Raw genomic sequence first — 25,818 nt, 5'->3', positions numbered from 1 at the left:
AGTGACACCCTGCCGGACGGGCGTTAGGATTCCCTTGCCGCGTCAGCCGTGAGTCCAGCCGTTCCTGGCCATGGGCACGGGCTGACCGTCGTAAAGGACCGTCAGGCCGCGACCTGCAGTGACCTCGCCGACGCGGGTCAGACGAATTAGTCGGCGCTCGGCCTCGCGACGCAGGGCGTCTTCGTGGCGCGGATGGGCGGTGAAGGCGATCTCATAGTCGTCCCCGCCGCTGGCCAGATCCTCCAGCGACAACTGCGGATCGACGCGGTCGTCGAACCAGGCTTGGGCCGCCGCGGACAGGGGCAGGACGTTCAGATTGAGCGACACGCCAACCCTGCTGGCCTGCGCGATGTGGGCCAGGTCGGCGGCCAGGCCGTCCGACACATCGACGGATGCGGTGGCGTACTCACGCACGATGTCGGCGAAGTCGGTCCGGGGCGTCGGCATCCGGTAGTGGCTGACCAAGGCTTCCATCCGCTCAGGCGCCAGAGCCAGTTGTCTTTGCGCCGCCTTCAGCCCCAGAAGCCCGTCCCCGATGACGCCGGTGACGAAGACGAGGTCGCCGACCTGCGCGCCTGCGCGAGAAACCGCTTTGCCCGTCGGCGCCCACCCCAGGGCCGTCAGCGAGAAGGACAGCGGACCGGGCGTCCTGACCGTGTCCCCGCCGAGCAGATGAACGCCGAACCACGCCTGATCCTCGGCTAGCCCGGCCGCAAACGCCTCGCGCTCGGGCCAGCCGCAGCGTTCAGACCAGAAGCAGGCCAGCAGATAGCCGAACGGCTCAGCGCCCTTGGCGGCGAGGTCCGACAGGTTCACCCGCAGCAGCTTCCTGCTGACCGTGTCCAGCGGATCGTCCGGCAGGAAATGCACGCCCTCGACGATGGCGTCCTTGGTCAGGACGAGGTCATAGCCGGGGCGTGACGGCAGCGCCGCCACATCGTCGGCCAGCCCCCTTCCCCACTCGGGATGGGACAGGGGCTTGAACAGCCGCTCGATCGTCTCGAACTCACCCGCGACGTCGAGCGCCGGCATTATTTGCGGGTGTCTTTGGCCACGCCGTCCAGCGCCGCGTTAACGAAGCGCGCCTCGGCGTCATCGAAGAAGGCCTTGGCCAGTTCGACATATTCGTCGATCACGACCTCGCGCGGGGTCTCGGGATGCTTGATCAGCTCCCAGGCGCCCGAGCGCAGCAGGGCGCGCAGGGTGGCATCGATCCGCTCCAGCTTCCAGTTGGAGGCCAGGCGGGCCTTGATGGCCGCGTCGATGTCGCGCTGGCTTTCGATCACGCCGCGCACGATGTCGGCGAAATAGGCCTCGTCGGCCTCGGCCAAGGCTTGGCCTTCAATGTCGGCGTCGAAGCGGAAGTTGGAGAATTCGGTGATCACCGTCTCCACGCCCTCGCCCGCCAGTTCCATCTGATACAGTGCCTGGACGGCGGCGAGACGCGACACTGTGCGGGCGCGACGCTGTTTGGAGCTCAGATTGGGCTCGGCGCGCTGCTTTTCGGCTTCGGCGAGTTGTTCGAGGACGGCTTTGACACTGTTCGGTTCAGTCATGCGCCGACGCCATGACGCAACCGCTTCTTCAATGCAATGAGGTCCAGGCACGCCTTGGCCGCGCCGCCGCCCTTATCCCCTTCCGAAAGACGAGCCCGATACCAGGCCTGGTCTTCGTCCTCGGTCGTCAGGATGCCGTTGCCGATGATGACGCCCTTGACGCCCAGCGCCATGATGCCGGCCGCCGACTGATCGGAGACGATCTCGAAATGATAGGTTTCGCCACGGATGACCGTGCCCAGAGCGACATAGCCGTCATAGCGGGGCGCGGTCGGGAAGCGGCCGGCCTCCTCGGCCAAGGCGATGGCCGGCGGCACCTCCAGCGCGCCGGGCACGGTGATGACGTCGAAGTCGGCGCCACGCGCCTTCAGCGTCTCCTTGGCCCCTTCCAGCAGGGCGTCGGCCAGGTCGTCGTAGAAGCGCGCCTCAACGATCAGAATACGGGGGGCCTCGGTCACGCCTTTGTTTCTCCATCCATGTCGCGCCAGCCTACGATGCGCAGGCCATAGCCCTCCAGCGCGGTCGGTTCGGGTCGCGTCGAACTCATAACGATCATGTCCTTGACGCCAAGGTCCAACAGGATTTGCGCGCCCACGCCATAGGCACGCAAAGACCGATCGACCGCCGCCGGGCGATCCACGCCCGAAAGGCGCTCGGCCAGGGAATTCAGGGCCGGATCCCGCAGGAAGACGACCACGCCGGCGCCGTCATGCTCGGTGATCTGTTTCAGGGCCTTGGGCACATAGTCCTGGCGCGCCTCGACGTGGCCCAGCAGGTCGCACGCAAAGTCCACCTGGTGCATCCGCACGAGCGTCGGTTTGGACGGGTCGATCCGGCCGTGAACCAGGGCGACGTGTTCCGCCCCCTCGATGGTGTTCTTGTACAGCATCAGGCGGAACGGGCCGCCGTGAACGCTCTCGAACGGCGTATCCATGATCCGCTCGACGAAGCGTTCGGTGCGGCGGCGATAGGCGATCAGGTCGGCGATTGTGCCGATCTTCAGCCCGTGCAGCTGAGCGAAGGCGACCAGATCGGGCATCCGCGCCATCTCGCCGTCGTCCTTGATGATTTCACAGATCACCCCGGCGGGCGTCAGACCGGCCATGCGGCTGATGTCCACCGCCGCCTCGGTGTGGCCGGCGCGGACCAGAACGCCGCCGTCGCGCGCGACCAGCGGGAAGATGTGTCCCGGCGAGACGATGTCGTCCATGCCCTTTGACGCGTCCGTCGCCACATGAATGGTGCGCGAGCGGTCGGCGGCCGAGATGCCGGTCGTAACGCCGTCCTTGGCCTCGATCGAGACTGTGAAGGCGGTCTTCATGCTCTCGCGATTGTCGGCAGCCATGGGCGGCAGGCGCAGTTGCTGGGCGCGCTCGGCGGTCAGGGCCAGGCACACCAGACCGCGCGCCTGTCGGATCATGAAGTTGATCTGATCCGGCGTCGCAAACTGGGCGGGGATGATGATGTCCCCTTCGTTCTCGCGATCCTCGGCGTCCACCAGGATGTAGGGACGGCCGTTGCGGGCGTCTTCCAGAATGTCCTCGATGGGACTGATGGGGCTGTCGTTCATATTGGCGGCCTGCGCTTGCATCACGCGGTCTCCTGCCACCGCGCGAGGTATCGCGCCAGCATGTCGATCTCCAGATTGACCGGATCACCCACTTTCAAGCGGCCCAGGGTCGTCACGTCCCAGGTGTGCGGGATGATGTTCAGCGAGAAGACCTGACCCCCGACGGCGTTGACGGTCAGAGACACGCCGTCGACCGTGATCGACCCCTTGGCGGCGATATAGCGGTGTAGGGGCGCCGGGGCCTCGACCTCGATCCGATGCGATCCGCCTTCGGGCGTTATCGAAATCACCCGCCCAAGACCGTCCACGTGGCCGGACACGACGTGGCCGCCCATCTCGTCGCCCAGCCTGGCGGCCCGCTCCAGATTGACGCCGTCGCCGGTCTTCCAGGCGCCCAGGGTGGTCTTGGACAGGGTCTCGTTCGACACCTCGACGGCGAACCAGCCCCCCCGAGCATCGTGGCCCTTTTCGGTCACCGTCAGGCAGCAGCCCGCGTGGCTGATGGAGGCGCCCAGGTCGATGCCGTCGGTGTTCCAGGCGGTCTCGATCTCGTAACGACGATCGCGGTCGGTCTCGCGGACCTCGCGGACGCGGCCGATGTCGGTGACGATGCCGGTGAACATTTGGACTCTGGACCCCTTGGGAGAAAAATACCGTCTAATTCGTCTAATCGTCTAATTGGACGGCGTCAGAGACGGGCGTAGCGTTCCCACAGATCGTCCCCGACGGGCTCGACGCCCAGGCGACGGAACTTGGGGGCGTCGGCCAGCTTTGCAAGAGCCAGGGCGGCGACGCAGGGCCGCCCCTCCCCGCCCAGCAGGATCGGGGCGCGAAACCACTCCAGCGCATCGACGGCATCGGCGCGCAGGAAAGACGCCGCGACCTGGCCCCCGCCTTCGATGAGCAGCGATGTTGCGCCGGCGATTTCCAAGGCTTTCAGCACGGCCGGGATGGACGGACGACCGTTCTCGGCGGCGACCTGCACCACCTTGGCGGCGCCGATCGCGCGCGGCTCCGCAGCGGTCAGGATCAGGGTGTTTTCGCCGGCGACCTTCGCCGCCTGCGGCGTGCGCAGCCGGCTGTCCAGCACGACACGCAAGGGCTGATCCACGCTGCGTCCCGGCAGGCGGGCGGTCAGTTCGGGATCGTCGTGCAGAACCGTCTCGACACCGACCAGGATCGCGTCGTGGGCGGCGCGCAGGCGGTGACCCTCAAGCCGCGCCGCTTCGCCGGTAATCCACTGGCTTTCGCCCGAGGCCGTGGCGATCCGCCCGTCCAGGGAGGTCGCCAGTTTCAGCGTGACCCGCATCAAACTTTGCCGGACGGTTCGTCGAACCCTTCGTCGCCCAGGAACTTGGCGAAGTCGCCGGTGTGGCGGAAATCCTTGTACACCGAGGCGTAGCGGACATAGGCCACCTCATCCACGCCCTTCAGCGCCTTCATGATGAAGTCGCCGACCGTGCTGGACGGGATTTCGGTCTCGCCCAGGCTTTCAAGCTGGCGGACGATCCGATTGACCATCTGCTCGACCTGATCAGCCTGAACCGGGCGTTTGCGCAGGGCCACGCCCAGCGAGCGTTCCAGCTTGTCGCGGTCAAAGGGCGTGCGCCGTCCGTTACGCTTCAGGATGACCAGTTCACGTAGTTGCACGCGCTCGAACGTCGTGAAGCGCCCGTTGCAGTTCGGGCAGGACCGGCGGCGTCGGATGGCCGATCCGTCGTCCGACGGCCGGCTGTCCTTCACCTGGGTGTCCTGATGACCGCAAAAAGGGCACTTCATCAGGCGGTTATCCGTAGATCGGGAAGCGGTGCGTCATCTCTCGCACCTGGGCCGCGACGCCTGCGACCACGGCCGGATCGGCTTCGTCGCCGCCGTTCATCGACGAGACGACGTCTGCGATCCAGTGACCGATCTGCTTGAACTCTTCCTCGCCGAAGCCGCGCGTGGTGCCGGCCGGGGTGCCCAGGCGGACGCCCGAGGTGACGGTGAACGGAGCGGTGTCGAACGGCACGCCGTTCTTGTTGCAGGTCATCAGCGCCTTTTCGAGCTCGTGCTCGGTCGCCTTGCCGGTTACGCCCTTGGGCCGCAGGTCGACCAGGGCCAGGTGGCTGTCGGTGCCGCCCGAGACGATGGCCAGGCCGCGCTCGATCAGGACGCCGGACAGGGCCTGGGCGTTCTTGACCACCTGTTGGGCATAGCCCTTGAACTCGGGCTTCAGCGCCTCGCCGAAGGCCACGGCCTTGGCCGCGATGACGTGTTCCAGCGGGCCGCCTTGCAAGCCGGGGAAGACGGCGGAGTTGATCTTCTTGCCCAGATCAACGTCGTTGGACAGGATCATGCCGCCGCGCGGGCCGCGCAAGGTCTTGTGCGTGGTCGTGGTGACGACGTGGGCGTGCGGGATCGGGTCCGGATAGGCGCCGCCGGCGATCAGGCCGGCGTAGTGGGCCATGTCCACCATCAGATAGGCGCCGACGCTGTCGGCGATCTCGCGGAAGCGCTTGAAGTCGATGTGGCGGCTGTAAGCCGAGGCGCCCGCCAGGATCAGCTTGGGCTTCTCACGCTCGGCCATTTCGGCGACGTGGTCGTAGTCGATCAGATGGGTGTCTTCGTGCACCTTGTACGTCACAGGGCGGAACCACTTGCCCGACTGGTTCGCGGGTGAACCGTGCGTCAGGTGTCCGCCGCACGCCAGATCCATGCCCAGGAAGGTGTCGCCAGGCTGCAGCAGGGTGAAGAAGACCGCCTGGTTCGCCTGGGCGCCCGAGTGGGGCTGGACGTTGGCGAAGGCCGCGCCGAACAGTTGCTTGGCACGCTCGCGCGCCAGATCCTCGGTCACATCGACGAACTCACAGCCGCCATAATAGCGACGACCGGGATAGCCTTCCGCGTACTTGTTGGTCAGGACAGAACCCTGCGCGTCCAGCACGGCCTGGGAGACGATATTCTCTGAAGCGATCAGCTCGATCTGTTCGCGCTGACGGCCCAGCTCGCCCTGAATGCCCTTGAAGACATCCGGGTCGGCGTCAGCGAGCGTCTTGGTGAAATAGGCGTCGTGGGTGAAGGCCGTCACGCTGGAATCCCCGGAAATCAGAAGCTGGCCTATCTATCCCCAGCCGCGCGCGACCACAACATCTTGTGGTCAGCCTTTGCCCAGAGCCCGCCTCAGCTTGGCGATCGCGACCCGTTCGACGGACTTGGGTTCGTTGACCGGCCCCATGGCGCTGACCTCTCGGCCCGTCGCAACGTGGATGGCCGAGCATTTGAGGTAGGGGCCGTTGCGGGTGAATTCGACGATGACCTCTCCGAGGTCGTCGCCCGTCGTCATGCGGCGACGGGTCGGCGCGCCACGTTGCAGTGGGCGAACAGCTTGTCCATCGCCTGGACCAGATGATCCATCATGGCGTCGGTGTGGTTCGGCGACGGCGTGAAGCGCAGGCGCTCGGTCCCCTTGGGCACGGTCGGATAGTTGATCGGCTGAACATAGACGCCGTACTCGTCCAGCAGCATGTCCGAGATCATCTTGCAGTGGACCGGATCACCGACGTGCACCGGCACGATATGGCTCTCGCTTTCCATCACGGGGATGCCGGCCGCGGCGAAGCGGGCCTTGAGCGTCGCGGCGCGTTCCTGATGCTGGACGCGCAGTTCGGGGTGGGCCTTCAGGTGACGAACGGAAGCCAAGGCGCCGGCGGTCAGGGCCGGCGGCAGCGAGGTGGTGAAGATGAAGCCCGAGGCCCAGCTGCGCACCGCATCGATAATCATGGCGTCGGCGGCAATATAGCCGCCCATCACGCCGATCGCCTTGCCCAAGGTGCACTCGATGATGTCGATCTGGTCCAGCACGCCGTCGCGCTCGGCGACGCCAGCGCCGGTTTCGCCATACAGGCCGACGGCATGGACCTCGTCCAGATAGGTCAGGGCGCCGTATTTTTTCGCCAGGGCGATAGTGCCGGCCAGATCGGCGATGTCGCCGTCCATCGAATAGACGCTCTCAAACGCGATCAGCTTGGGCGCATCGGTCGGCGTCGCCGCCAACAGGGCCTCCAGATGCGCCAGATCGTTGTGCATGAAGACGTGACGCTCGCCGCCACCGTGGCGGATGCCGGCGATCATCGAGGCATGGTTCAGCGAATCGGAGAAGGTGATCAGGCCCGGCAGGATCTTCTGCAGGGTCGACAGCGTCGCCTCGTTGCCGACATAGCCCGAGGTGAACAGCAGAGCTGCTTCCTTCTGGTGCCAGTGGGCCAGCTCGGCTTCGAGATCGACGGCGGAGCGGGTCGTGCCGGAGATGTTACGCGTGCCGCCGGCGCCGGCGCCTACCGCATCAATCTCACTATGCATGGCGTCCAGCACGACGGGGTGCTGGCCCATACCGAGATAGTCGTTGGAGCACCAGATGACGACGTCCTGCTCGGAGCCATCCTCGCGGCGACGTACGGCCTGCGGAAACTGACCGCGCACGCGCTTGAGATCGGCGAAGACGCGATAGCGTCCTTCGCTGCGAACCTGCTCCACCGAGCTATTAAAGGCGGCCTTATAGTCGAACAAACTACGCGTTCTTTCGCTTATGGCTATGTCTTCGCGTTGTTTGCTCTCCCGAAGCGGGCTTGTCCATGTCCGCCGCATGGACAAAACGCCCCAAACCCTTAATTGATAACGGTTCTCAGTATCGAGATCGATCAGCCCGGCTTGCGGAAGCGATAGACGAACTGGTCCGTCTTGCCGCGGATCTTCTCTTCGAAGACGTTCAGGTTGTGGTCGTCTGCAGGATTGGCGACGGCCTGGCTCTCACCCTCGAAGACGAAGCCCGCCGCCTCGACCTCGCGCTTCAGATAGTCGCCTTCGATGCGGTGCAGGGTCTGGACCGCCGAGATGCCCGTGCCGGGCGCGGCTTCATGGTCGATCAGGATGTAGCGGCCGCCGGGCCTCAGCGCCGCGAACACCGCCGCGTTCATCTTGGCCACGTCGGTGTTGAAACCGGGGATGTGGAAGTCGTGGTATTCCTGGCTCATGAAGATCATGTCCAGCGGCTCGGCGAAGGTCATGGAGTCCAGCAGGCCGTTGACGCGCGTCACGTTCGAATAGGCCGTAACAAGCGCATCGGCCCCGGCGTTCTCGCGCGCCATCGTCCGGTTCGGAACGAAGGCATAGACCCGACCAGTGGGCCCGACCACGTCCGAGAACAGACGGGTGAAATAGCCGGCGCCCGGTCGGATGTCGGCCACCTTGTCGCCCGGTGCAAGCTGGGCGAAGGCCAGGATATCGGCCGGGTGACGCAGCGGATCACGCGCGACCTCTTCGGCCGGACGCTTGGGATCGGATAACGCTACGGTGTAAATCGCGTGCAAGCTGGCAGCTTCCGAAACCTCATCCGCAGTCATGGCGCCAGAAGGCGTGACCACGGTCCGCTCGCCGCCGTCCGAGTCGATGATGATGCAGCCGGACAGACCTGCCGCCAGAACCAGGGCCGTTGCACCCACCGCCAATTTGCCGATCATCACCGTCTCCATCGATTTGTCGCGATAGGCTCGCATTTCGCCGATCCGCGCAAGCCGTCATCACGCACGAAACGATCCGACGCATCACGCGATTTGCGCACCAGTCGTTGCGGCGCTAGTCCGACGCTGGATTTTCCAAGGTCTCGCCATGCTTCCCTATCAGCCCGCCCCCTTCCCGCTCGCCCGTCCGCGCCGCCTGCGGTCCAGCCCGTGGGTGCGGCGGTTGGTGGCGGAAACGATCCTGACGCCGGCCGATCTGATCTGGCCGTTGATCGTCCATGACGGCGCTGAGGATCGCGTCCCGGTCGCCTCCATGCCCGGCGTGTTTCGGCTTTCTCCTAAGGCGGCGGCGGCGGCGGCGGTCGAGGCGCGCGACCTCGGCATTCCGATGGTGGCCCTGTTCCCCAATGTCGACGGCGCGATCAAGGATGCGGTCGGCACCGGCGCGACCGACCCCGACGGCCTGATCCCCGACTCCATCAAGGCGATCAAGGACGCCGCGCCCGAGATCGGCGTCATGACCGACGTCGCCCTGGACTGCTACACCGACCACGGCCACGACGGGGTGATGGAGGGCGAGCGGATCGCCAACGACGCCTCGCTGGACCGTCTGGCCGAACAGGCCTTCATCCACGCCCACGCCGGCGCCGATGTCGTGGCCCCGTCGGACATGATGGATGGCCGCATCCAGGCGGTGCGGGAGGCGCTGGAGGCCAACGGGTTTCAGGACACGCTGATCCTGTCCTACGCCGCCAAGTTCGCCTCGGCCTTCTACGGCCCCTATCGCGACGCCGTAGGCTCTTCGGCGATGCTGAAGGGCGACAAGAAGACCTATCAGATGGATTACGCCAACTCCGACGAGGCGCTGAAGGAGGTGGCGATGGACCTGTCGGAAGGCGCCGATGCGGTGATGGTCAAGCCGGGCATGCCGTATCTGGATATCGTGCGGCGGGTGTCCGAGACCTTCCGCGTGCCGACCTTTGCCTATCAGGTGTCGGGCGAATATTCGATGATGCAGGCGTCCATCGCCAATGGCTGGCTGGACCGGGACCGTGCGATCCTTGAAACCCTGCACGGGTTCAAGCGCGCGGGGTGCGCGGGCGTATTGACCTATTTCGCACCGCAGGCCGCACGGCTGCTGGGCTGATGGGCGTGGAGATTCGGCCGATCACGGAGGGCGACTGGCCGGGCCTGTGGCCGATCATCGAGACCGTCACCCGCGCGGGCGAGACCTATACCTATCCGCTGGACATGACGGAGGCGCAGGCGCGCGTCCTGTGGACGCCGCCGGCGCCCGGCGGAACCCTGGTCGCGGTCGAGGACGGTCAGGTGCTGGGCGCCGCCAAGATCATTCCGAACCAACAGGGAAACGGCGCCCACGTCGCCAATGGCAGCTTCATGGTCGCGCCCGAAGCGCGCGGGCGCGGTGTGGCCCGGGCGCTGGGCGAGGCCGCGCTGGCTTTCGCGCGGGATGCGGGCTTCCGATCCATGCAGTTCAACGCCGTGGTCGAGACCAATACCGTGGCCGTCGCCCTTTGGAAGAAGCTGGGCTTCGAGATCGTGGGCACGGTTCCCGAAGCGTTCGATCACCCGACGCACGGCCCGGTCGGCCTGCACATCATGCATCGCCGGCTCTAGGCGTCAGTCGCGGGGTTGCAGTCGCGCGGCCAGGCTGGAGGTGTCCCAGCGGTTTCCGCCCATGGCCTGAACCTCGGCGTAGAACTGATCGACCAGGGCCGTCAGAGACAGGCGCGCGCCGTTCGTGCGCGCCTCGTCCAGCACCAGACCCAGGTCCTTGCGCATCCAGTCTACGGCGAAGCCGAAGTCGAACTCGCCCTTGGCCGCCGTCTTCCAGCGATTGTCCATCTGCCAGCTTTGCGCCGCGCCCTTCGACACGGCCTCATAGGCGGCGTCGGTGTCCAGTCCCGCGACCTGAGCGAAGTGGACGGCCTCGGCCAGGCCCTGGACAACGCCGGCGATGGCGATCTGGTTGACCATCTTGGTCAGCTGGCCCGAGCCGGCCGGTCCCATATGTTTGATCGCCTTGGAATAGGCCTTCACCACGGGCTCGACCTTCGCCAGGGCGGCGGCGTCCCCGCCGGCCATGACGCTGAGCTGTCCGTTCTCGGCGCCCGCCTGACCGCCCGACACCGGCGCGTCGATGAACGACCGTCCCTGCCCGTTCGTCAGTTCAGCCATTTCGCGCGCAACCTTGGCCGAGGTCGTGGTGTGATCGACGATCACAGCGGCCTCCGACAGATGCGGCAAGGCCTCGGTCACGACGGCCCGCACGTCGTCGTCATTACCGACGCACAGGATGAACAGGTCGACGCCCCGCGCCGCTTCAGCCACCGTTGCCGCCGCCTTGCCGCCTGTCGCCGCCGCCCAGGCCTCGGCTTTTGAGACAGTGCGATTGAAGCCGGTCACGTCATGGCCCGCCTCGATCAGATGACGGGCCATCGGGGCGCCCATGACGCCCAGGCCGGCGAATGCGATCTTCATGACAGGCTCCTTGATCCTGCCGTCGGACTAGGCCCCGCCGCGCCGGGGTTCAAGGTCAACGCCCGGTTAACCTTGGCCAGCCCACAATGGGACACCATTCGTCGGGGTGCGCGTCCATGTCCGTGAGCGATCGTCCGATCCTCATCAAGAAGGTCAAGAAGGTCTCCGGCGGAGGCCACCACGGCGGTGCGTGGAAGGTGGCCTATGCGGACTTCGTGACCGCCATGATGGCCTTCTTCCTGCTGATGTGGCTGATCAACACCACCGACCCAGAGCAGAAGCGCGGCATCGCTGAGTATTTCGCGCCCGCCAGCGTGTCCGAGACGACCTCGGGCTCCGGCGGCATTCTGGGCGGCACCTCGCTGGGCGACGATGGCGTCAAGAGCGCCGGCTCGCAGTCCGTGCTGGAAGAACTGGCGCCCGAGGCGCCCGCGACCGATCAGACAGGCTCCAGCCTGTCGTCCGCCAGCGACTCGGCTCTCCAGGCCGAAATCCAGAAGCGCGAGGCCGCCGAGTTCGCCAGCGCCGCCGAATCGCTGCGTCAGGCCATGCAGTCGATGCCGGAACTGGCCGAACTGTCGAAACAGCTGATCGTTGACCAAACACCCGAGGGACTGCGCATTCAGCTGGTCGATCAGGAAGGCCGGTCGATGTTCGACAACAACTCGGCCCGCCCCAACGCCCGCGCCCAAGTGTTGCTGCGCGCCGTGGCCAAGGTGATCAACCAGTTGCCGAACCGCATCTCCATCACCGGACACACCAGCGCCGCGCCCGGCTCCAGCCGCGCCAGCGCCCCTGCGGACTGGACCCTGTCGTCCGAGCGCGCCAACGGCTCGCGTCTGGTGCTGCAAGGTTCGGGCGTCGATCCCGATCGGGTCTATTCGGTGGCGGGCAAGGCGGGGTCCGACCCGCTCTATCCGGACGATCCGACCCTGGCCGGCAATCGCCGCATCGCCATCGTGCTGTTGCGCGAGGCGCCGGTCCTGCCGTCTGACACCTCGCTGTGACCCGGCTCGGCTGCAACGCGAACAGGCTTGCAGCCGGAGCACGGATGACGCCAAATCGCGCGATGAGCGTTGTGTCGTCGCAATATTGGCAAGATCGGATGCGGACCTGAGGCCGTGACCCAGCACGTACCGACCCGACAGCTTCGCTTCTTCATGACCTCGGTCGCGCCCTGCCCCTATCTGCCGGGCAAGACGGAGCGGAAGGTTTTCGCCAACCTGCCCTTCTCGGACGGCGCGCACGTCAATGACGAACTGACTCTGGCCGGTTTTCGCCGCAGCCAGAACATCGCCTATCGCCCGGCCTGCGAGGCGTGTGACGCCTGCGTTTCGGTGCGACTGCCGGTGCCGGAGTTCACGTTCAGCCGTTCGCAGCGCAAGGTGCTGGCCCGCAACGCCGACCTGTCGCGCGACCTGGTCGAAGCGGAGGCGACGACCGAGCAGTTCCAGCTTCTGCGCCGCTACCTGACCACGCGCCATCCGACCGGCGGCATGAGCGACATGGGCTGGCTGGATTACGTCGCCATGGTCGAGGACACGGCCGTGCGCACCCATCTGATCGAATACCGTCTGCCCTCCACCGACGGCGGACCGGGCGATCTGGTCGCCGTAACCCTGACGGACCTGCTGAAAGACGGTCTGTCGATGGTTTACAGCTTCTATGATCCGACGATGGAGCGGCGCAGCCTGGGCCGGTTCGCCATCCTGGATCATGTGCGCCAGGCCTCCCTCGTAGGCCTGCCGTTCGTCTATCTCGGCTATTGGGTCCAGGGCTCGGCCAAGATGGATTACAAGGCCGACTTCCGCCCGATGGAAACCCTCGGCAAGCTGGGCTGGTCACGCCGCGACGCCTGAGGCGCCCCTTCGCCGCAGCCGGTTCAAATCGTCATCGAAGCATCCTATGTGGGCGGCGACATTACGGAGCCGCGTCTTGCTGATTGTTCTTTCCCCGGCCAAGCGCCTCGATTTCACCGAAGCCGATGGGGCTATTCCCGGCAGCGACCGCCGGTTCGTCGAAGATACAGCCAGCCTGTCCAAGACCGCCAAGCGCCAGACCAAGGCGGACCTGCGTCGGCTGATGGGGATTTCCGACGATTTGGCGACCCTGAACGCCGCGCGCTTCAAGGCATTCGATCCAGAATCCACAGAGGGCGTTCAGGCAGCCTTCGCCTTTGCCGGCGATGTGTATGAGGGTTTGAAAGCGCGCGAACTGGACGCCGACGCCTTGGCTTTTGCCCAGAATCATTTGCGCATTCTGTCCGGCTTTTATGGCCTGCTGCGTCCATTGGACCGGATCCAGCCCTATCGGCTGGAGATGGGCACGCGGCTGAAGACGCGTCGTGGGGCCAGCCTGTACGACTTCTGGGGCGACCGGATTTCCAAACAACTGAACGAAGACGCCGAAGGCCAGCCGGATCCGACGCTGGTGAACCTGGCTAGCCAGGAATATTTCGGGGCCGTCGATGCAAAGGCTCTGAAACTGCCTGTCGTCACGCCCCAGTTCCGGGAAGAGAAGAATGGCGAGAGCCGTATCATCTCCTTCTTCGCCAAGAAGGCGCGCGGGGCCATGGCGCGGTTCGCGATCGACGAGCGCGTGGAACGGGTCGCGGACCTGAAGGCTTTCGACCGGGACGGTTATGCGTTCGACAAGGCCGCCTCAACCGACGCCGAGTGGATATTCATCAGATCGGGAAATTCTTGATCCCGACATCGACCTCCCGCTAATCTCGCCAAAACAAACGAAGGGGCGGATTCATGTCGCAAGAGCCTAGGGACTCCACGGGCGCCGACATTCGGGCGGCACGCGGTATCGGCGATCTGAAAGGGCAGGTCGCGGTCATCACGGGCTCGACCTCTGGCATCGGGCTGGCTCTCGCGCGCGCCGTGGCGGCAGGCGGCGGTGAAGTCGTTCTGAACGGCCTGGGCGACCCCGCGGATATCGAGCGCACCCGCGCCGATCTGGAGGCCTCATCCGGCGTTCGCGTCCTCTATCATCCGGCGGACATGACGCGCGGTGACGAAATCACCGACATGATCGCCTTCGCTGAACGCGAACTGGGACGCCTGGACATTCTGGTCAACAACGCCGGCATCCAGCACGTCGAATCCGTCGAGAACTTCCCTGTCGACCAGTGGGAGAAGATCATCGCCATCAACCTGTCCTCGGCCTTCTACGCCACGCGCGCGGCGATCCCGATCATGAAGGCGCAGGGACGCGGCCGGATCATCAACATGGCCTCGGCGCACGGTCTGGTGGCCAGTCCGTTCAAGTCCGCCTATGTCGCGGCAAAGCATGGCGTCATCGGCTTCACCAAGACCGCAGCGCTGGAATTGGCGCGCGACAACATCACCTGTAACGCCATCTGCCCCGGCTTCGTCGAGACGCCGATCGTGACCAAGCAGATCGCGGATCAGGCGCGCACGAGAAATATGACCGAGGAGCAGGTGCTGACGGACGTGATCCTGGCGGCTCAGCCGACAAAGCGGTTCGTCACGACGGAGGAACTGACCGGCATATTCCTCTACCTGGTCAGCGACCTCGGCGCCTCGGCCAACGGGGCCAGCTTCTCCATCGACGGCGGCTGGACCGCGCAATAGCAAAGGAAGGCGGCGGTCATGGCGATTTTCAAGCGCAAGACCGCCGAGGCGGCGGACACCGTTCCCGCCGCTCCCGATCGACGGCCCATCTGCCTTGCCCTCCAGGGCGGCGGCGCACACGGCGCCTTCCAATGGGGCGTGCTGGATCGTCTGTTGGAAGACGATCGTCTGGATATTCGCGCGGTGTCAGGCGTCTCAGCGGGAGCCATGAACGGCACGGCCTTGGTGTCGGGCCTCGCATCAGGCGATGGCCGCGCCGCATTGGACAAGCTCTGGCGAGAGGTGAACCAGTCCGGCGGTCGCAACGTCTTTGGAGACAGCGCGATCTGGAATGCGGCGCGGACGCCGAACTGGATCAAGGAGAGCCCATTCTGGCGTGCGGGCGAGACGCTGGCGATGTCGATGAGCCCGTATGAATTCAATCCTTTGAACCATAATCCTCTGAAACGAGTTTTACAGGCGTCGGTCGATTTCGGCGCCGTCCAGGCCTCGGACATCCGGCTGTTCGTCGCCGCCACCGCCGTGCGCCAGGCGAAAGCGCGCATCTTCCAGACGCACGAAATCAACGCGGATGTCCTGATGGCGTCGGCGTGCCTGCCCCATCTGTTTCAAGCCGTGGAGATCGACGGGGAGCCCTATTGGGACGGCGGCTATCTGACTAATCCGCCGCTGTGGCCGTTGACCGGAGACGACACGCCGGACGACGTGCTGCTGATTACACTCAATCCGATGGTGCGCGACGAGACGCCTAAAAGCGCAGGCGACATCGTCGATCGGCTGAACGAGATCGTCTTCAACGCGCCGCTGGTCGCCGAACTGCGCGCCGTCGCCCTGGCGGGTGAACTGATCGAACATGGGCAGTTGAAAGGCGGCGGCGCAGGGCCTTACCGGCACGTCCGACTGCACGCGATCGAGGCGGACGGCTGGCTCTCGGACCTGTCGCTGCGGTCCAAATTCAACACCGAATGGGGTTTCCTCAACGACCTGAAGGCGCGGGGACGTGCGGCCGCCGACGATTGGTTGAATGCGTGCCTGGGCAGCGTCGGACGCCAGTCCAGCGTCGATCTTCAGGCCCGCTTCGGCTAGCCGACGAAGCCTGCCGCGCGGCGCAGACGGTCGTTGATGGCTTCACCCAGTCCCGTCGTCGGGATCGGCGACACGGCGATACCCGTCGGCCGTGTGCGGTCGGCTTCGCGCAGCAGTCGGAACAGGTTGGCGGCGGCTTCGCGCAGGTCGCCCGACGGGCTCAGACTCCAGCGCGGCTCACCGGCGTCAGGGCCAAAGCCAAGCAGGATCTCGCCGTCGCGCGCTGTGCCGGCCTCGATCCGAACCGGAGCATCCGGCGCATAGTGCAGAGTCAGTCGCCCGGGCGAACGATGCCCCTCTGCGCCCTCTTCGATGGGACCGACGACCGCCTCGACCTCGGACCGAGTAATGGCGCCGGGACGAAGCAAGGCGACCCGCCCTCCCAGCACCGACACGACCGTGCTTTCCAGACCGACCTGGCAAGGCCCGCCATCGACAGCCGCTGAGACTGCAAAGCCCGTCTCCTCGACAGCATCCGTGAAGGTCGTCGGGCTCGGTCGGCCGGAACGATTGGCCGAGGGGGCCACGACAGGACCGCCGAACGCCGCCAACACCGCCCTCGCCATGGGATGCGCCGGAACGCGGATCGCGACGCTGTCCAATCCGGCGCGCGCCAAGTCGCAGACGCTGCGCGTGTCCAGGATCGGCGTGATCAGGGTGAAAGGTCCGGGCCAGAAGGCGTCTGCCAAGGCACGTCCGAGCGGGCCCAACTCGCCGATCTTGGCCGCCGCATCGACATCCACGACATGCGAAATCAGCGGATTGAACTTCGGCCGCCCTTTCGCGGCGAAGATGGCGGCGACCGCCTCAGCATTGCTTGCGTCGGCGCCCAGTCCGTAAACGGTCTCGGTCGGCAGCAGGATCAGATCGCCGTTCGCCAGCGCTTGGGCGGCGTGCAGCGGCGTTTGGCTCACGGTCGGCGCGGGATGATCGGGATCATCCGGTGCAGCACATTGTCCCGATCGATAAACTGATGCTTGAGCGCCGCGATCACATGCAGGCCGATCAAGACGTAGAGGCCCTTCACCGCCAGTTCGTGCAGGCCCATCAGGCTGCGCGCCGCTTCACGCCCGCCGCCGACGGGCAACAGGGGCCAAGAGAAGAGGCCGAACCACTCGATCGCGCGCCCGCCCGCCGATGATGCGAGCCAACCGGTCATCGGAATGACGATCAGGGCCAGATAGAACAGGATGTGCGTCGCGCGCGCCGCCACCTTCTGCCAGCGCGGCAAGGCCGAGGGCAACGGAATCGCCGGGTTCGCCAGGCGCCATCCGATCCGCGCAAGGGTCAGCACCAGGATCGTCAGACCCAGCGACTTGTGCAGCATGACGAACTGGCCCGAAACCGGCCCGTCCGTATTCTCATGCGCGGTGATCAGCAGAACCTGCGCCAGAACGGCGGCGGCGATGCCCCAGTGCATCAGCAGGGAAACCGTCGAATATCGATTGCGGGGCTCGCCCATGTCTTCCCTTCCGCGACGGCACGGCGTCACCATGCGTTCAGCCACTTTGCACTGAGACGGGGCGCGTCGCCAAGACGCTTGCAGCGACAGGCCCCGACGCGGCACTTAGGCCGCAAAGACGATTGAGGAAACCCATGACCTATCGCGCGCCCGTTCGAGACCTGGCCTTCACTCTGGAATCCGTCGCCGGCATGGCTGACGTGGCCGCAACCGGCGCCTTTCCCGACTACGACGCCGACGTCGCCGGCGCCGTTCTGGAGGCGGCGGGGCAATTCTCCGAAGAGGTTTTGGCGCCGCTGAACCGGATTGGAGATCAGAAGGGCTCGACCTACGCCAACGGCGCCGTCACCGCCGCGCCCGGCTTCGCCGACGCCTATCGCCAGTTTGCGGCTGGCGGCTGGACCGGGCTGTCGGCCTCGATCGAAGCGGGCGGGCAGGCCCTGCCCAAGGCGCTGGAACTGGCGGCCTACGAGACCGTCCATGCCGCCAACATGGCGTTCGGCCTCTGTCCCATGCTGTCGCTGGCCTCGATCGAGGCGCTGGAGCAGGTCGGGACGGAAGAGCAGAAGGCCAAATATCTGACCAAGCTGGTCAGCGGCGAATGGACCGGCGCCATGGTGCTGACCGAGCCGGGCGCCGGATCGGACCTGGGTTCGCTGATCACCACGGCGACGCCGAACGGCGACGGAACGTATGCGCTGAACGGGCAGAAGATCTACATCACCTGGGGCGACCACGACGCGACCGACAACATCGTCCATCTGGTGCTGGCCCGCCTGCCGGACGCGCCCAAGGGCCCCAAGGGCATCAGCCTGTTCCTGGCCTCGAAGTTCGCGGTGAAGGAAGACGGCACGCTCGGCGACCGCAACGCCTTCCGCCCGGTCGGCGTCGAGCACAAGCTGGGCATCCACGCCTCGCCGACCTGCGTCATGAGCTATGAAGGGGCGACCGCCGAACTGGTCGGTCAGCCGAACCAGGGCCTGGCCCATATGTTCGTGATGATGAACGCGGCGCGCCTCGCCGTCGGCGTCGAGGGCGTCGGCATCGCCGAACGCGCTTACCAGCACGCACTCGCCTATGCCTTGGACCGTCGTCAAGGTCGCTCGGTCTGGACCGCCGAGGCCAACGCTCCGATCTTTGACCATCCCGACGTGCGCCGGATGCTCAGCGTCATGAAGGCCAAGATTTCAGCGGCGCGCGCCGTATGTCTGTCAACCGGCGTCGCCGCCGATCTGGCCCGCCACGCCGGGACCGAAGAGGAACGCCGCCGCTGGAAGGGGCGCGAGGACCTGTTCACGCCAATCGCCAAGGCCTGGTCCACCGATATCGGCTGCGAGGTCGCCTCGATGGGCGTGCAGATCCACGGCGGCATGGGCTTCATCGAGGAGACCGGCGCGGCGCAATACTATCGCGACGCCCGCATCGCCCCGATCTACGAAGGCACCAACGGCATTCAGGCCATGGATCTGGTCGGTCGCAAACTGTCGATGGACGGCGGCGATGCAGCCAAGGCGCTGATCGCGGACATGAAGGCGACTCTGGTCGATCTCGGAAAGCTCTACAGCGGCAAGCCGATCGAACGGTTCGCCACCGCCATCGAGGCGGTCGAGGACGCGACCCTGTGGCTGCTGGATCAGAAGGCCGATCCGAACGCGGCGGCCGATGTGCTGGCGGCGGCCGACGCCTATCTGAAACTGCTGGGCGATGTGGCCGGCGGTTGGATGCTGGCCAAGGGCGCGCTGGCGGCCAAGGCGAAGCTGGACGCCAACGACGGCGATCCGGTCTGGCTGCAGGGCAAGCTGGACCTCTACGAAGTCTATGCCGCCAATGTGCTGGGCCACGTCTCCAGCCGTCTGGCGGCCGTGGGTCAGGGCGGCGACCTGCTGCGGCGCATGACGGTGGACGCGCTGGCCGGATGATCGGCTTGGCGTTTCTTCGTTTGACGTAGATGGGGCCGGACCTTCAAGGTCCGGCCTTCAAACAAGCACGGAGCGTCCGATGAATCGTCGGCAACTGATCATGTCCACGGCGGCGACCGCCCTCGCCGTCTCGGCCTCCCCTGCGCTCGCCCGTCAGTCCACCGGATCCCCCATGCCTCAGCCGCCCGTCGCCAAGAAAATCCCTGTCGTCATCGAACAGCTGGGCCGCACCCGTACCGACGACTACCAGTGGATGAAGGACGACAACTGGCAGGCGGTCCTGCGCGATCCGACCCTGATCAAGGCCGAAGTCAAGGAACACCTGACCGCCGAGAACGCCTACCGCGAGGCCATGATGGCCTCCACCCTGCCCTTGCAGGAGACGATGTTCGCGGAGATGCGCGGCCGCATCAAGGAAGACGACAGCTCGGTTCCGGCGCCAGATGGCGGCTGGAACTACTATGTCGAATACCAGACGGGCGATCAGCACCCCCGCTACATGCGCGCCGAGCGTCAGGGCACGTGGATGGTCGATGGTCAGCCGGTGACGAAAAATTTCGTCATGGCCCCCACGCCTCAGCTGCTGCTGGACGCTAACGAACTGGCCAAGGGCAAGGCCTATTCGGAAGTATCGGCCGCGAGCCACAGCCCGGATCACTCCCTCTTCGCCTATGCCGAGGACGCCCAGGGTTCCGAGGTTCACAAGATCTACGTCAAGGACTTGGCGACCGGCGAGGTGCTGCCCGATGTGATCGACAGCGCCACCGGCGACTTCGTCTTCTCGCTGGACAGCCAGTGGATTTTCTGGACCAACCGCGACGACAACGGCCGTCCGGACAAGATCTTCCGTCGCCCGGCGCGCGGCGGCGAGACCGCCTTGGTCTATGAGGAAGCCGACGACGGCATGTTCATCGGCGTGGGCCGCACGGCCGACGACCAGTTCATCCTCATCGGCATCCAGAACCAGGAAACGTCCGAGGCGCGCTATATCCCCGCTGCGACTCCGACGGCCGAACCCGTTGTGCTCGAGCCGCGCGTGGTGGCGACCCGCTACGACGTCGATCACTGGGGCGACCGCTGGGTGATCCGCACCAATGCGGACGACGCCATTGATTTCAAGATCGTCCAGGCCCCGACCGCAACGCCGGCCAAGGCGAACTGGACCGATCTGGTGCCGCACATGCCGGGCCGCTTCATCGAAGGCCTGGACCTGACGAACGATCACCTGGCGCGTCAGGAACGCGCAGACGCCAATACCCGCATCATCATCCGCGACCGGGCCGGCGCCGAGCATGAGATCGCGGTGGACGAACCGGCCTTCGCCCTGTCGCTGGCCGGCGCCTCCGAATACGAGACGACGACCACCCGCTACACCTACAACTCGCCGTCCACGCCGACGCAGACGTTCGACTACGACATGGCGTCGCACGAACGGACGCTGCGCAAGACGCAGCAGATTCCGTCCGGTCACAATATCGAGGACTATGTGGTCGAGCGGCTGAACGCCCCGGCTTCGGACGGCCAGTTGGTGCCGGTGACGGTGCTGCGTCGCAAATCGACGCCCGTCGATGGTTCGGCGCCCCTGCTGCTCTACGGATACGGCTCCTACGGCATCCCCATGCCGGCCAGCTTCTCGACCAACCGGCTGTCTCTGGTGGATCGCGGCTGGATCTACGCCATCGCCCACATTCGCGGCGGTTCGGACAAGGGCTGGGGCTGGTTCTTGGACGCCCGGAAGATGACGAAGAAGAACACCTTCACCGACTTCATCGCCTCCGCCGAACACCTGATCGACAAGAAATACGCCACGGCCGGCAACATCGTGGCCCAGGGCGGATCGGCGGGCGGCCTGTTGATGGGCGCGGTCAACAATATGCGGCCCGACCTTTGGGCCGGGATCATCGGTCAGGTGCCGTTCGTGGACGTGATCAACACCATGTCGGACACCTCCCTGCCGCTGACGCCGCCCGAATGGCCCGAGTGGGGCAATCCGATCGAGGACCCGGCCGCCTACGACTATATGATGAGCTACAGCCCCTACGATCAGGTCGAGCCGAAAGCCTATCCGGCGGTCCTGGCGACAGGCGGTCTGTCCGATCCGCGCGTCACCTACTGGGAGCCGGAGAAGTGGGTCGCCAAGCTGCGACCCGCGACCACCTCGGGCAAGCCTGTGCTGCTGAAGATCAATATGGAGGCCGGTCACGGGGGCGCGGCCGGGCGGTTCGACTATCTGAAGGAGGTCGCCCACGACTACGCCTTCGCCGTCTGGGCTATCGACAAGGGGTGGGAGACGGCGTGAGCGCATTGACGGTTCGCGACGCCCGTCCCGACGACATCGCCGCGATCACGGCCATCTATGCCGAGAGCGTCGCCAACGGGCGCGGCACTTTCGAGCTGGAGGCGCCCGACGAGGTCGAAATGGCCTCGCGGTTCGCCGCCGTCGAAGCGCTCGGCCTGCCGCGTCTCGTGGTCGAGATGGGCGGCGCGGTCGCCGGATATGCCTATGCCGGGCCGTTTCGCACCCGTCAGGCCTATCGCTACATGGTCGAGGATTCGATCTATGTCGCGCCATGGGCCCGCGGACGCGGCGTCGCCGGCGCCCTGCTCGATGCGCTGATTGCCCGCTGCGAAGCGATGGGTCTTCGTCAGATGGTCGCGGTCATCGGCGATTCGGAGAACGTCGGCTCCATCGCCCTGCACCGTACGCGCGGCTTCACCGACGCCGGCGTGTTCAAGGCGGCGGGCTGGAAGCACGACGACTGGCGCGACGTGGTGTTCATGCAGCGCGCGCTGAGCGACGGCGGCGCCACAGCGCCCGACGCGCCGGGTCTGCCGCTTGTCAACAAGAAGCCGCTGCGCTGACGCATTGCGGCGTCATCACCCGACGCCTATCCTGATGCTGTGAAGATGGTTCAATCCCTTTTGCTGCTGATCGGCGCCCTATCGGTGCTGGCGCTCGGCACGGTCGGCGCCTCGGCGTCGCCGGCAAACGCTGCGCCGTGCCATGAGACTGGCCAATCTTCGCCAGAGCAGACTCCGAGCCATGCGCCCAAAGCCATGAAGGCGATGGTCTGCTGCGTCGCCTGTGTGGCGGCGCCCACGCTAAACCCTGCGCCGATCTCCGCCTTGACCCTGTCGCCGGCGCGCGTCGCCGCTGTTCGCGCCGCTCTGCCGGCCGGTCGGCTGTTGTCGCCGGAGCCCGGTCCACCCCGCCTCCTGATCGTCTGACACCGCTTGCGCCTTGTGAAGGCGCAAATCGTTCCGATCATCAGAGGAGGCCTTGAATGGCTATCCGTACTCTCGTCGGCGCCTGCGCCGGCGCTTCCCTGCTCGCCCTGGCTCAGGCCGCGGCGGCGCAGGATCACTCTCACCATGCGTCGAGCAAGCCCACTGCCGATCCGCACGCGGGTCACGACATGCCGATGTCATCCCCCGAACCGATGACCGATCACGCCAGCATGGGTCACACGATGACCAGCCCGTATGGCCCCTGGCCCATCAACCGCGACGCCTCAGGCACCGGTTGGCAACCCGACGCCGGCGAACACGGTGGCATCCACACCGTCCGTGGCGACTGGATGGTGATGAGCCACGCCATGCTGAACCTGGTCTATGACAGCCAGTCCGGGCCGCGCGGCGGCGACAAGACCTTCGTCGCTGGCATGCTGATGACCTCGGCGCGGCGTGACTTCGACGACGGTTCAAAGCTGAACCTGCGCGCCATGCTCAGCCCGGATCCTTTGATGGGCAAGTCCGGCTATCCGCTGTTGCTGGCGGCGGGCGAGACGGCGGACGGGGTCAATCCTCTGGTCGATCGCCAGCACCCGCACGACTTCTTCATGGAGCTGTCGGCCAGCTATTCGAAGCGTCTGTCCGATAAAGACAGCGTTTACGGCTATATCGGCTTGCCTGGGGAGCCCGCCTTCGGGCCGCCCGCCTTCATGCACCGCATGAGCGCGATGGACAGTCCCGAGGCGCCCATCACCCACCACTGGCTGGATTCGACCCATATCGTCTTCGGCGTGACCACCCTGGGCTGGGCGCACGACCGCTTCAAGATCGAGGCTTCGGCCTTCAAGGGACGCGAGCCGGACGAAGAACGCTGGGGCATCGACTCGCCACGGCTCGACAGTTGGTCAGTCCGGACCGCCTGGAATCCGAGCGACGAATGGTCGCTGCAAGCCTCCTACGCCGACGTCTCCGCGCCCGAACAGCTGGAGCCCGACGAGGACGAGACGAAATGGTCGGCCAGCGCCATCCACACCCGCCGTCTTGGCGATGACGGCTGGTGGTCCTCGACCCTGGCCTGGGGCCGAAAGACCAACGACCACGGTGAATCGAAGGACGGCTGGTTGCTGGAATCGGCGGTCCATCCGAACGACCGCTGGACGGTCTTCGCCCGCGCCGAGCGGATTGAGACCGATGAACTGGTTCCCGGCGTCGGCGGCGGCCACGGCCCGCTCTACACGGTGGGCAAGGCGTCGATCGGCGTCGTGCGGGATTGGCGCATCGCCGAAAACGTTAGGTTCGGCCTCGGCGGTCTCTATGCCACGAATCGCGTGCCGACGGCGTTGGAGCCGCTTTACGGCGGCGATCCCGATGGGGCGATGGTCTTTGTGCGGCTGAAGATCGACTGATCTAGCTCAAGGCCTGTCCGGCTTCGGCCGGGCGGGCCGGCGGCTCCGCGAAATGTCGCACGGCCTCGTAGCCCAGCAGCGCCACCCCAAGCGCGAGCATCAGGCCTCCGGCGATCAGGATCAGCCGAACGTGCCGATGCAGATGATAAAGCAACTCGCCGATCATCGACGGTCCCGCCGTATTCGGATCGTGCCAATTCGATCCGTTCCGGACAGTGTACTGCAAAACGCGGACCCGATGGAGTCTGCAAGAACGGCGTTCCGTCAGACGAGCCGGCTCTGCACCACAGCCGCGCCGATGAAGCTGGCGAACAGCGGGTGCGGCGCGAACGGACGGCTCTTCAACTCGGGGTGATATTGAACGCCGATGAACCAGGGGTGGTCCGGGCGTTCAACCGTCTCGGGCAGGACGCCGTCAGGCGAGAGACCGGCGAAGACCAGCCCGCCCTTCTGCTCGATCGCCTCGCGATAGTTGATGTTGACCTCGTAGCGGTGGCGGTGACGCTCGCTGATCGCGGTTGTACCGTAGATCTCGGCGATCCTGGACCCGGCTGTCAGGGTCGAATCGTAGGCGCCCAGCCGCATGGTGCCGCCCAAGTCGCCGCCCTGCTGACGCAGGACGCGTTGGTTGCCTTGGGTCCATTCGGTCATCAGGCCGACGACCGGCTCGGCGGTCGGTCCGAACTCGGTGGACGAGGCCTTGGGATAGCCGGCCAGGTTCCGCGCCGCCTCGATCACCGCCATCTGCATGCCGAAGCAGATGCCGAAGTAAGGGATGTTGCGTTCGCGAGCGAAGCGGGCCGCCTCGATCTTGCCTTCCGAGCCGCGCTCGCCGAAGCCGCCCGGCACCAGAACGGCGTGGGCGCCCTGAAGGCGCTCCTCGCAGGCCTCGGGATCGCCTTCGAAGGTGTCGGCCTCGACCCAGTCGATGTTGACCTTGACGTTGTTGGCCACGCCGCCGTGATGCAGGGCCTCGATCAGGGACTTATAGGCATCCTTGAGGACGGTGTATTTGCCGACCACGGCGATGGTGACCTCGCCATCGGGCTGCAGGCGGCGACGCGCGATCTCTTGCCAGCCGGTCAGATCCGGCTCGGGCGCATCGTTTATGCCGAAGTGCGCCAAGACTTCGCGGTCCAGACCCTCGCGGTGATAGTCCAGCGGCACGGCATAGATGTCGGCGGAGTCCATAGCCTGGATGACGCCGCTTTCGCGGACGTTGCAGAACTGGCCGATCTTGCGTTTTTCCTCGGCCGGGATCGGCTGCTCGCAGCGGCACAGCAGGATGTCCGGCTGGATGCCGATAGAACGCAGTTCCTTGACCGAGTGCTGAGTCGGCTTGGTCTTCATCTCGCCGGCCGTCTTGATGAACGGCAGCAGAGTCAAATGGACGAAGCAGCTCTGGCCGCGCGGCAGGTCTTGGCCCAGCTGGCGGATCGCCTCGAAGAACGGCAGTCCCTCGATGTCGCCGACCGTGCCGCCGATCTCGACCAGAACGAAGTCGACGTCTTCGCCCGCGTCGGTCAGGGCGGGCGTCAGGCAGAAGGATTTGATCTGGTCAGTGACGTGCGGAATGACCTGCACCGTCGCGCCCAGATAGTCGCCGCGACGCTCCTTCTCCAGAATGGTCGAATAGATACGTCCGGTCGTGATGTTGTCGGACTTGGCCGCCGATACGCCGGTGAACCGCTCGTAGTGGCCCAGGTCCAGGTCGGTCTCGGCGCCGTCGTCGGTCACGAAGACCTCGCCGTGCTGATACGGGCTCATCGTGCCCGGATCGACGTTCAGATAGGGGTCGAGCTTGCGCAGGCGGACCTTGTAGCCGCGCGCCTGCAAAAGAGCGCCGAGAGCGGCGGAGGCGAGGCCTTTTCCTAGCGAGGAAACCACGCCGCCGGTGATGAACACATAGCGAGCCATGGGGGGACACCTTACTCCATGATTCGCGGCTCGGTCATGCCGCCGTCGAATCGAACTGTTGATCAAAAG

28 protein-coding genes are annotated in these 25,818 nt (G+C 65.8%); 12 read left to right on the top strand and 16 right to left on the bottom strand.

Annotated elements, in window-relative coordinates; translation table 11 throughout:
* Positions 1-42 precede the first annotated feature (42 nt).
* The 11 genes from thiL to JX001_RS09970 all read right to left on the bottom strand — a co-directional run bounded on the left by thiL (position 43) and on the right by JX001_RS09970 (position 8,660).
* Positions 43-1,032 carry a thiamine-phosphate kinase gene (gene thiL / locus JX001_RS10020; protein WP_205680960.1) on the bottom strand — a complete coding sequence of 330 codons (990 nt, stop codon included), beginning with the start codon at positions 1,030-1,032 and terminating at the stop codon, positions 43-45.
* Complete coding sequence (gene nusB, locus JX001_RS10015) at positions 1,032-1,556, bottom strand: transcription antitermination factor NusB (RefSeq protein ID WP_205680959.1); 525 nt, start codon at positions 1,554-1,556, stop codon at positions 1,032-1,034. Before nusB ends, thiL begins: the two co-directional genes overlap by 1 nt.
* The gene (gene ribH, locus JX001_RS10010; RefSeq protein WP_017503913.1) at positions 1,553-2,014 is read right to left on the bottom strand and encodes a 6,7-dimethyl-8-ribityllumazine synthase; all 462 of its coding nucleotides are present in this window, start codon (positions 2,012-2,014) and stop codon (positions 1,553-1,555) included. Before ribH ends, nusB begins: the two co-directional genes overlap by 4 nt.
* A complete protein-coding gene (gene ribB / locus JX001_RS10005) occupies positions 2,011-3,147 on the bottom strand; it encodes a 3,4-dihydroxy-2-butanone-4-phosphate synthase (protein ID WP_205680958.1) in 1,137 nt (378 codons plus the stop codon). Before ribB ends, ribH begins: the two co-directional genes overlap by 4 nt.
* A complete protein-coding gene (locus tag JX001_RS10000; RefSeq protein ID WP_205680956.1) occupies positions 3,147-3,749 on the bottom strand; it encodes a riboflavin synthase in 603 nt (200 codons plus the stop codon). The genes ribB and JX001_RS10000 overlap by 1 nt, the downstream gene beginning before the upstream one ends.
* 65 nt (positions 3,750-3,814) lie before the next feature.
* Positions 3,815-4,435, bottom strand: coding sequence for a RibD family protein (locus JX001_RS09995; RefSeq protein WP_205680954.1), 621 nt, complete (start codon positions 4,433-4,435; stop codon positions 3,815-3,817).
* Positions 4,435-4,905 (bottom strand): transcriptional regulator NrdR, encoded by a 471-nt coding sequence (gene nrdR, locus JX001_RS09990; protein WP_205680948.1) that lies wholly within the window; start codon positions 4,903-4,905, stop codon positions 4,435-4,437. Before nrdR ends, JX001_RS09995 begins: the two co-directional genes overlap by 1 nt.
* Positions 4,906-4,912: 7 nt before the next feature.
* On the bottom strand, positions 4,913-6,196 hold the full coding sequence (gene glyA, locus JX001_RS09985; RefSeq protein ID WP_205680946.1) for a serine hydroxymethyltransferase: 1,284 nt from the start codon (positions 6,194-6,196) through the stop codon (positions 4,913-4,915).
* A gap of 69 nt (positions 6,197-6,265) precedes the next feature.
* Entirely contained in the window at positions 6,266-6,451 is a 186-nt protein-coding gene (locus JX001_RS09980; RefSeq protein WP_055753617.1) for a DUF6898 family protein, read from the bottom strand.
* On the bottom strand, positions 6,448-7,674 hold the full coding sequence (gene hemA / locus JX001_RS09975; protein WP_205680944.1) for a 5-aminolevulinate synthase: 1,227 nt from the start codon (positions 7,672-7,674) through the stop codon (positions 6,448-6,450). Before hemA ends, JX001_RS09980 begins: the two co-directional genes overlap by 4 nt.
* Positions 7,675-7,805: 131 nt before the next feature.
* Positions 7,806-8,660, bottom strand: coding sequence for a class I SAM-dependent methyltransferase (locus tag JX001_RS09970; protein WP_205680942.1), 855 nt, complete (start codon positions 8,658-8,660; stop codon positions 7,806-7,808).
* Between the two features lie 112 nt (positions 8,661-8,772).
* On the opposite strand from JX001_RS09970, the gene hemB reads away from it, so the two are divergent.
* Positions 8,773-9,771, top strand: a complete 999-nt coding sequence (hemB, locus tag JX001_RS09965) for a porphobilinogen synthase (protein WP_205680940.1) — start codon at positions 8,773-8,775, stop codon at positions 9,769-9,771.
* Positions 9,771-10,262, top strand: a complete 492-nt coding sequence (locus JX001_RS09960) for a GNAT family N-acetyltransferase (protein ID WP_205680939.1) — start codon at positions 9,771-9,773, stop codon at positions 10,260-10,262. The genes hemB and JX001_RS09960 overlap by 1 nt, the downstream gene beginning before the upstream one ends.
* 3 nt (positions 10,263-10,265) lie before the next feature.
* Here the strand turns inward: JX001_RS09960 and JX001_RS09955 are convergent, their stop codons facing one another.
* Positions 10,266-11,126: an NAD(P)-dependent oxidoreductase gene (locus JX001_RS09955; protein ID WP_205680938.1), complete on the bottom strand. Its 861-nt coding sequence runs from the start codon at positions 11,124-11,126 to the stop codon at positions 10,266-10,268.
* Positions 11,127-11,242: 116 nt separating this feature from the next.
* Between JX001_RS09955 and JX001_RS09950 the strand changes: the two genes are divergently transcribed.
* From JX001_RS09950 to JX001_RS09930, 5 genes are all read left to right on the top strand, one after another.
* Entirely contained in the window at positions 11,243-12,133 is an 891-nt protein-coding gene (locus JX001_RS09950; protein WP_055753623.1) for a flagellar motor protein MotB, read from the top strand.
* Positions 12,134-12,247: 114 nt separating this feature from the next.
* Positions 12,248-12,985 carry an arginyltransferase gene (locus JX001_RS09945; protein ID WP_205680937.1) on the top strand — a complete coding sequence of 246 codons (738 nt, stop codon included), beginning with the start codon at positions 12,248-12,250 and terminating at the stop codon, positions 12,983-12,985.
* Positions 12,986-13,061: 76 nt separating this feature from the next.
* Positions 13,062-13,832: a peroxide stress protein YaaA gene (gene yaaA, locus JX001_RS09940; RefSeq protein WP_205680936.1), complete on the top strand. Its 771-nt coding sequence runs from the start codon at positions 13,062-13,064 to the stop codon at positions 13,830-13,832.
* A 53-nt stretch (positions 13,833-13,885) separates the two neighbouring features.
* The gene (locus JX001_RS09935; RefSeq protein WP_205680935.1) at positions 13,886-14,728 is read left to right on the top strand and encodes a 3-hydroxybutyrate dehydrogenase; all 843 of its coding nucleotides are present in this window, start codon (positions 13,886-13,888) and stop codon (positions 14,726-14,728) included.
* Between the two features lie 18 nt (positions 14,729-14,746).
* A complete protein-coding gene (locus JX001_RS09930; protein WP_205680934.1) occupies positions 14,747-15,814 on the top strand; it encodes a patatin-like phospholipase family protein in 1,068 nt (355 codons plus the stop codon).
* On the opposite strand, the gene JX001_RS09925 is transcribed toward JX001_RS09930, so the two are convergent.
* Entirely contained in the window at positions 15,811-16,728 is a 918-nt protein-coding gene (locus JX001_RS09925; protein WP_241004605.1) for an L-threonylcarbamoyladenylate synthase, read from the bottom strand. The genes JX001_RS09930 and JX001_RS09925 overlap by 4 nt on opposite strands.
* Positions 16,725-17,276, bottom strand: coding sequence for a cytochrome b (locus tag JX001_RS09920; protein ID WP_205680933.1), 552 nt, complete (start codon positions 17,274-17,276; stop codon positions 16,725-16,727). The genes JX001_RS09925 and JX001_RS09920 overlap by 4 nt, the downstream gene beginning before the upstream one ends.
* Positions 17,277-17,410: 134 nt before the next feature.
* Here JX001_RS09920 and JX001_RS09915 point away from each other — a divergent pair, with 134 nt between their 5' ends.
* The 5 genes from JX001_RS09915 to JX001_RS09895 all read left to right on the top strand — a co-directional run bounded on the left by JX001_RS09915 (position 17,411) and on the right by JX001_RS09895 (position 23,832).
* On the top strand, positions 17,411-19,195 hold the full coding sequence (locus JX001_RS09915; protein WP_205680932.1) for an acyl-CoA dehydrogenase: 1,785 nt from the start codon (positions 17,411-17,413) through the stop codon (positions 19,193-19,195).
* 79 nt (positions 19,196-19,274) lie between these two features.
* Complete coding sequence (locus JX001_RS09910; protein ID WP_205680931.1) at positions 19,275-21,494, top strand: S9 family peptidase; 2,220 nt, start codon at positions 19,275-19,277, stop codon at positions 21,492-21,494.
* Between the two features lie 5 nt (positions 21,495-21,499).
* Positions 21,500-22,057 carry a GNAT family N-acetyltransferase gene (locus JX001_RS09905; protein WP_205683147.1) on the top strand — a complete coding sequence of 186 codons (558 nt, stop codon included), beginning with the start codon at positions 21,500-21,502 and terminating at the stop codon, positions 22,055-22,057.
* Between the two features lie 45 nt (positions 22,058-22,102).
* Positions 22,103-22,423 carry a hypothetical protein gene (locus JX001_RS09900; RefSeq protein WP_241004603.1) on the top strand — a complete coding sequence of 107 codons (321 nt, stop codon included), beginning with the start codon at positions 22,103-22,105 and terminating at the stop codon, positions 22,421-22,423.
* A 56-nt stretch (positions 22,424-22,479) separates the two neighbouring features.
* On the top strand, positions 22,480-23,832 hold the full coding sequence (locus JX001_RS09895; protein ID WP_205680929.1) for a hypothetical protein: 1,353 nt from the start codon (positions 22,480-22,482) through the stop codon (positions 23,830-23,832).
* Between the two features lies 1 nt (position 23,833).
* On the opposite strand, the gene JX001_RS09890 is transcribed toward JX001_RS09895, so the two are convergent.
* Together JX001_RS09890 and pyrG are read right to left on the bottom strand one after the other, a co-directional pair.
* Positions 23,834-23,998: a hypothetical protein gene (locus JX001_RS09890; protein ID WP_205680928.1), complete on the bottom strand. Its 165-nt coding sequence runs from the start codon at positions 23,996-23,998 to the stop codon at positions 23,834-23,836.
* Positions 23,999-24,096: 98 nt separating this feature from the next.
* Positions 24,097-25,749 carry a CTP synthase gene (gene pyrG / locus JX001_RS09885; RefSeq protein WP_205680927.1) on the bottom strand — a complete coding sequence of 551 codons (1,653 nt, stop codon included), beginning with the start codon at positions 25,747-25,749 and terminating at the stop codon, positions 24,097-24,099.
* Positions 25,750-25,818 lie beyond the last annotated feature (69 nt).

Source organism: Brevundimonas fontaquae (genome assembly GCF_017086445.1).
Lineage (GTDB): Bacteria > Pseudomonadota > Alphaproteobacteria > Caulobacterales > Caulobacteraceae > Brevundimonas > Brevundimonas fontaquae.
This window is presented reverse-complemented; position numbering and strand designations above follow the sequence as displayed.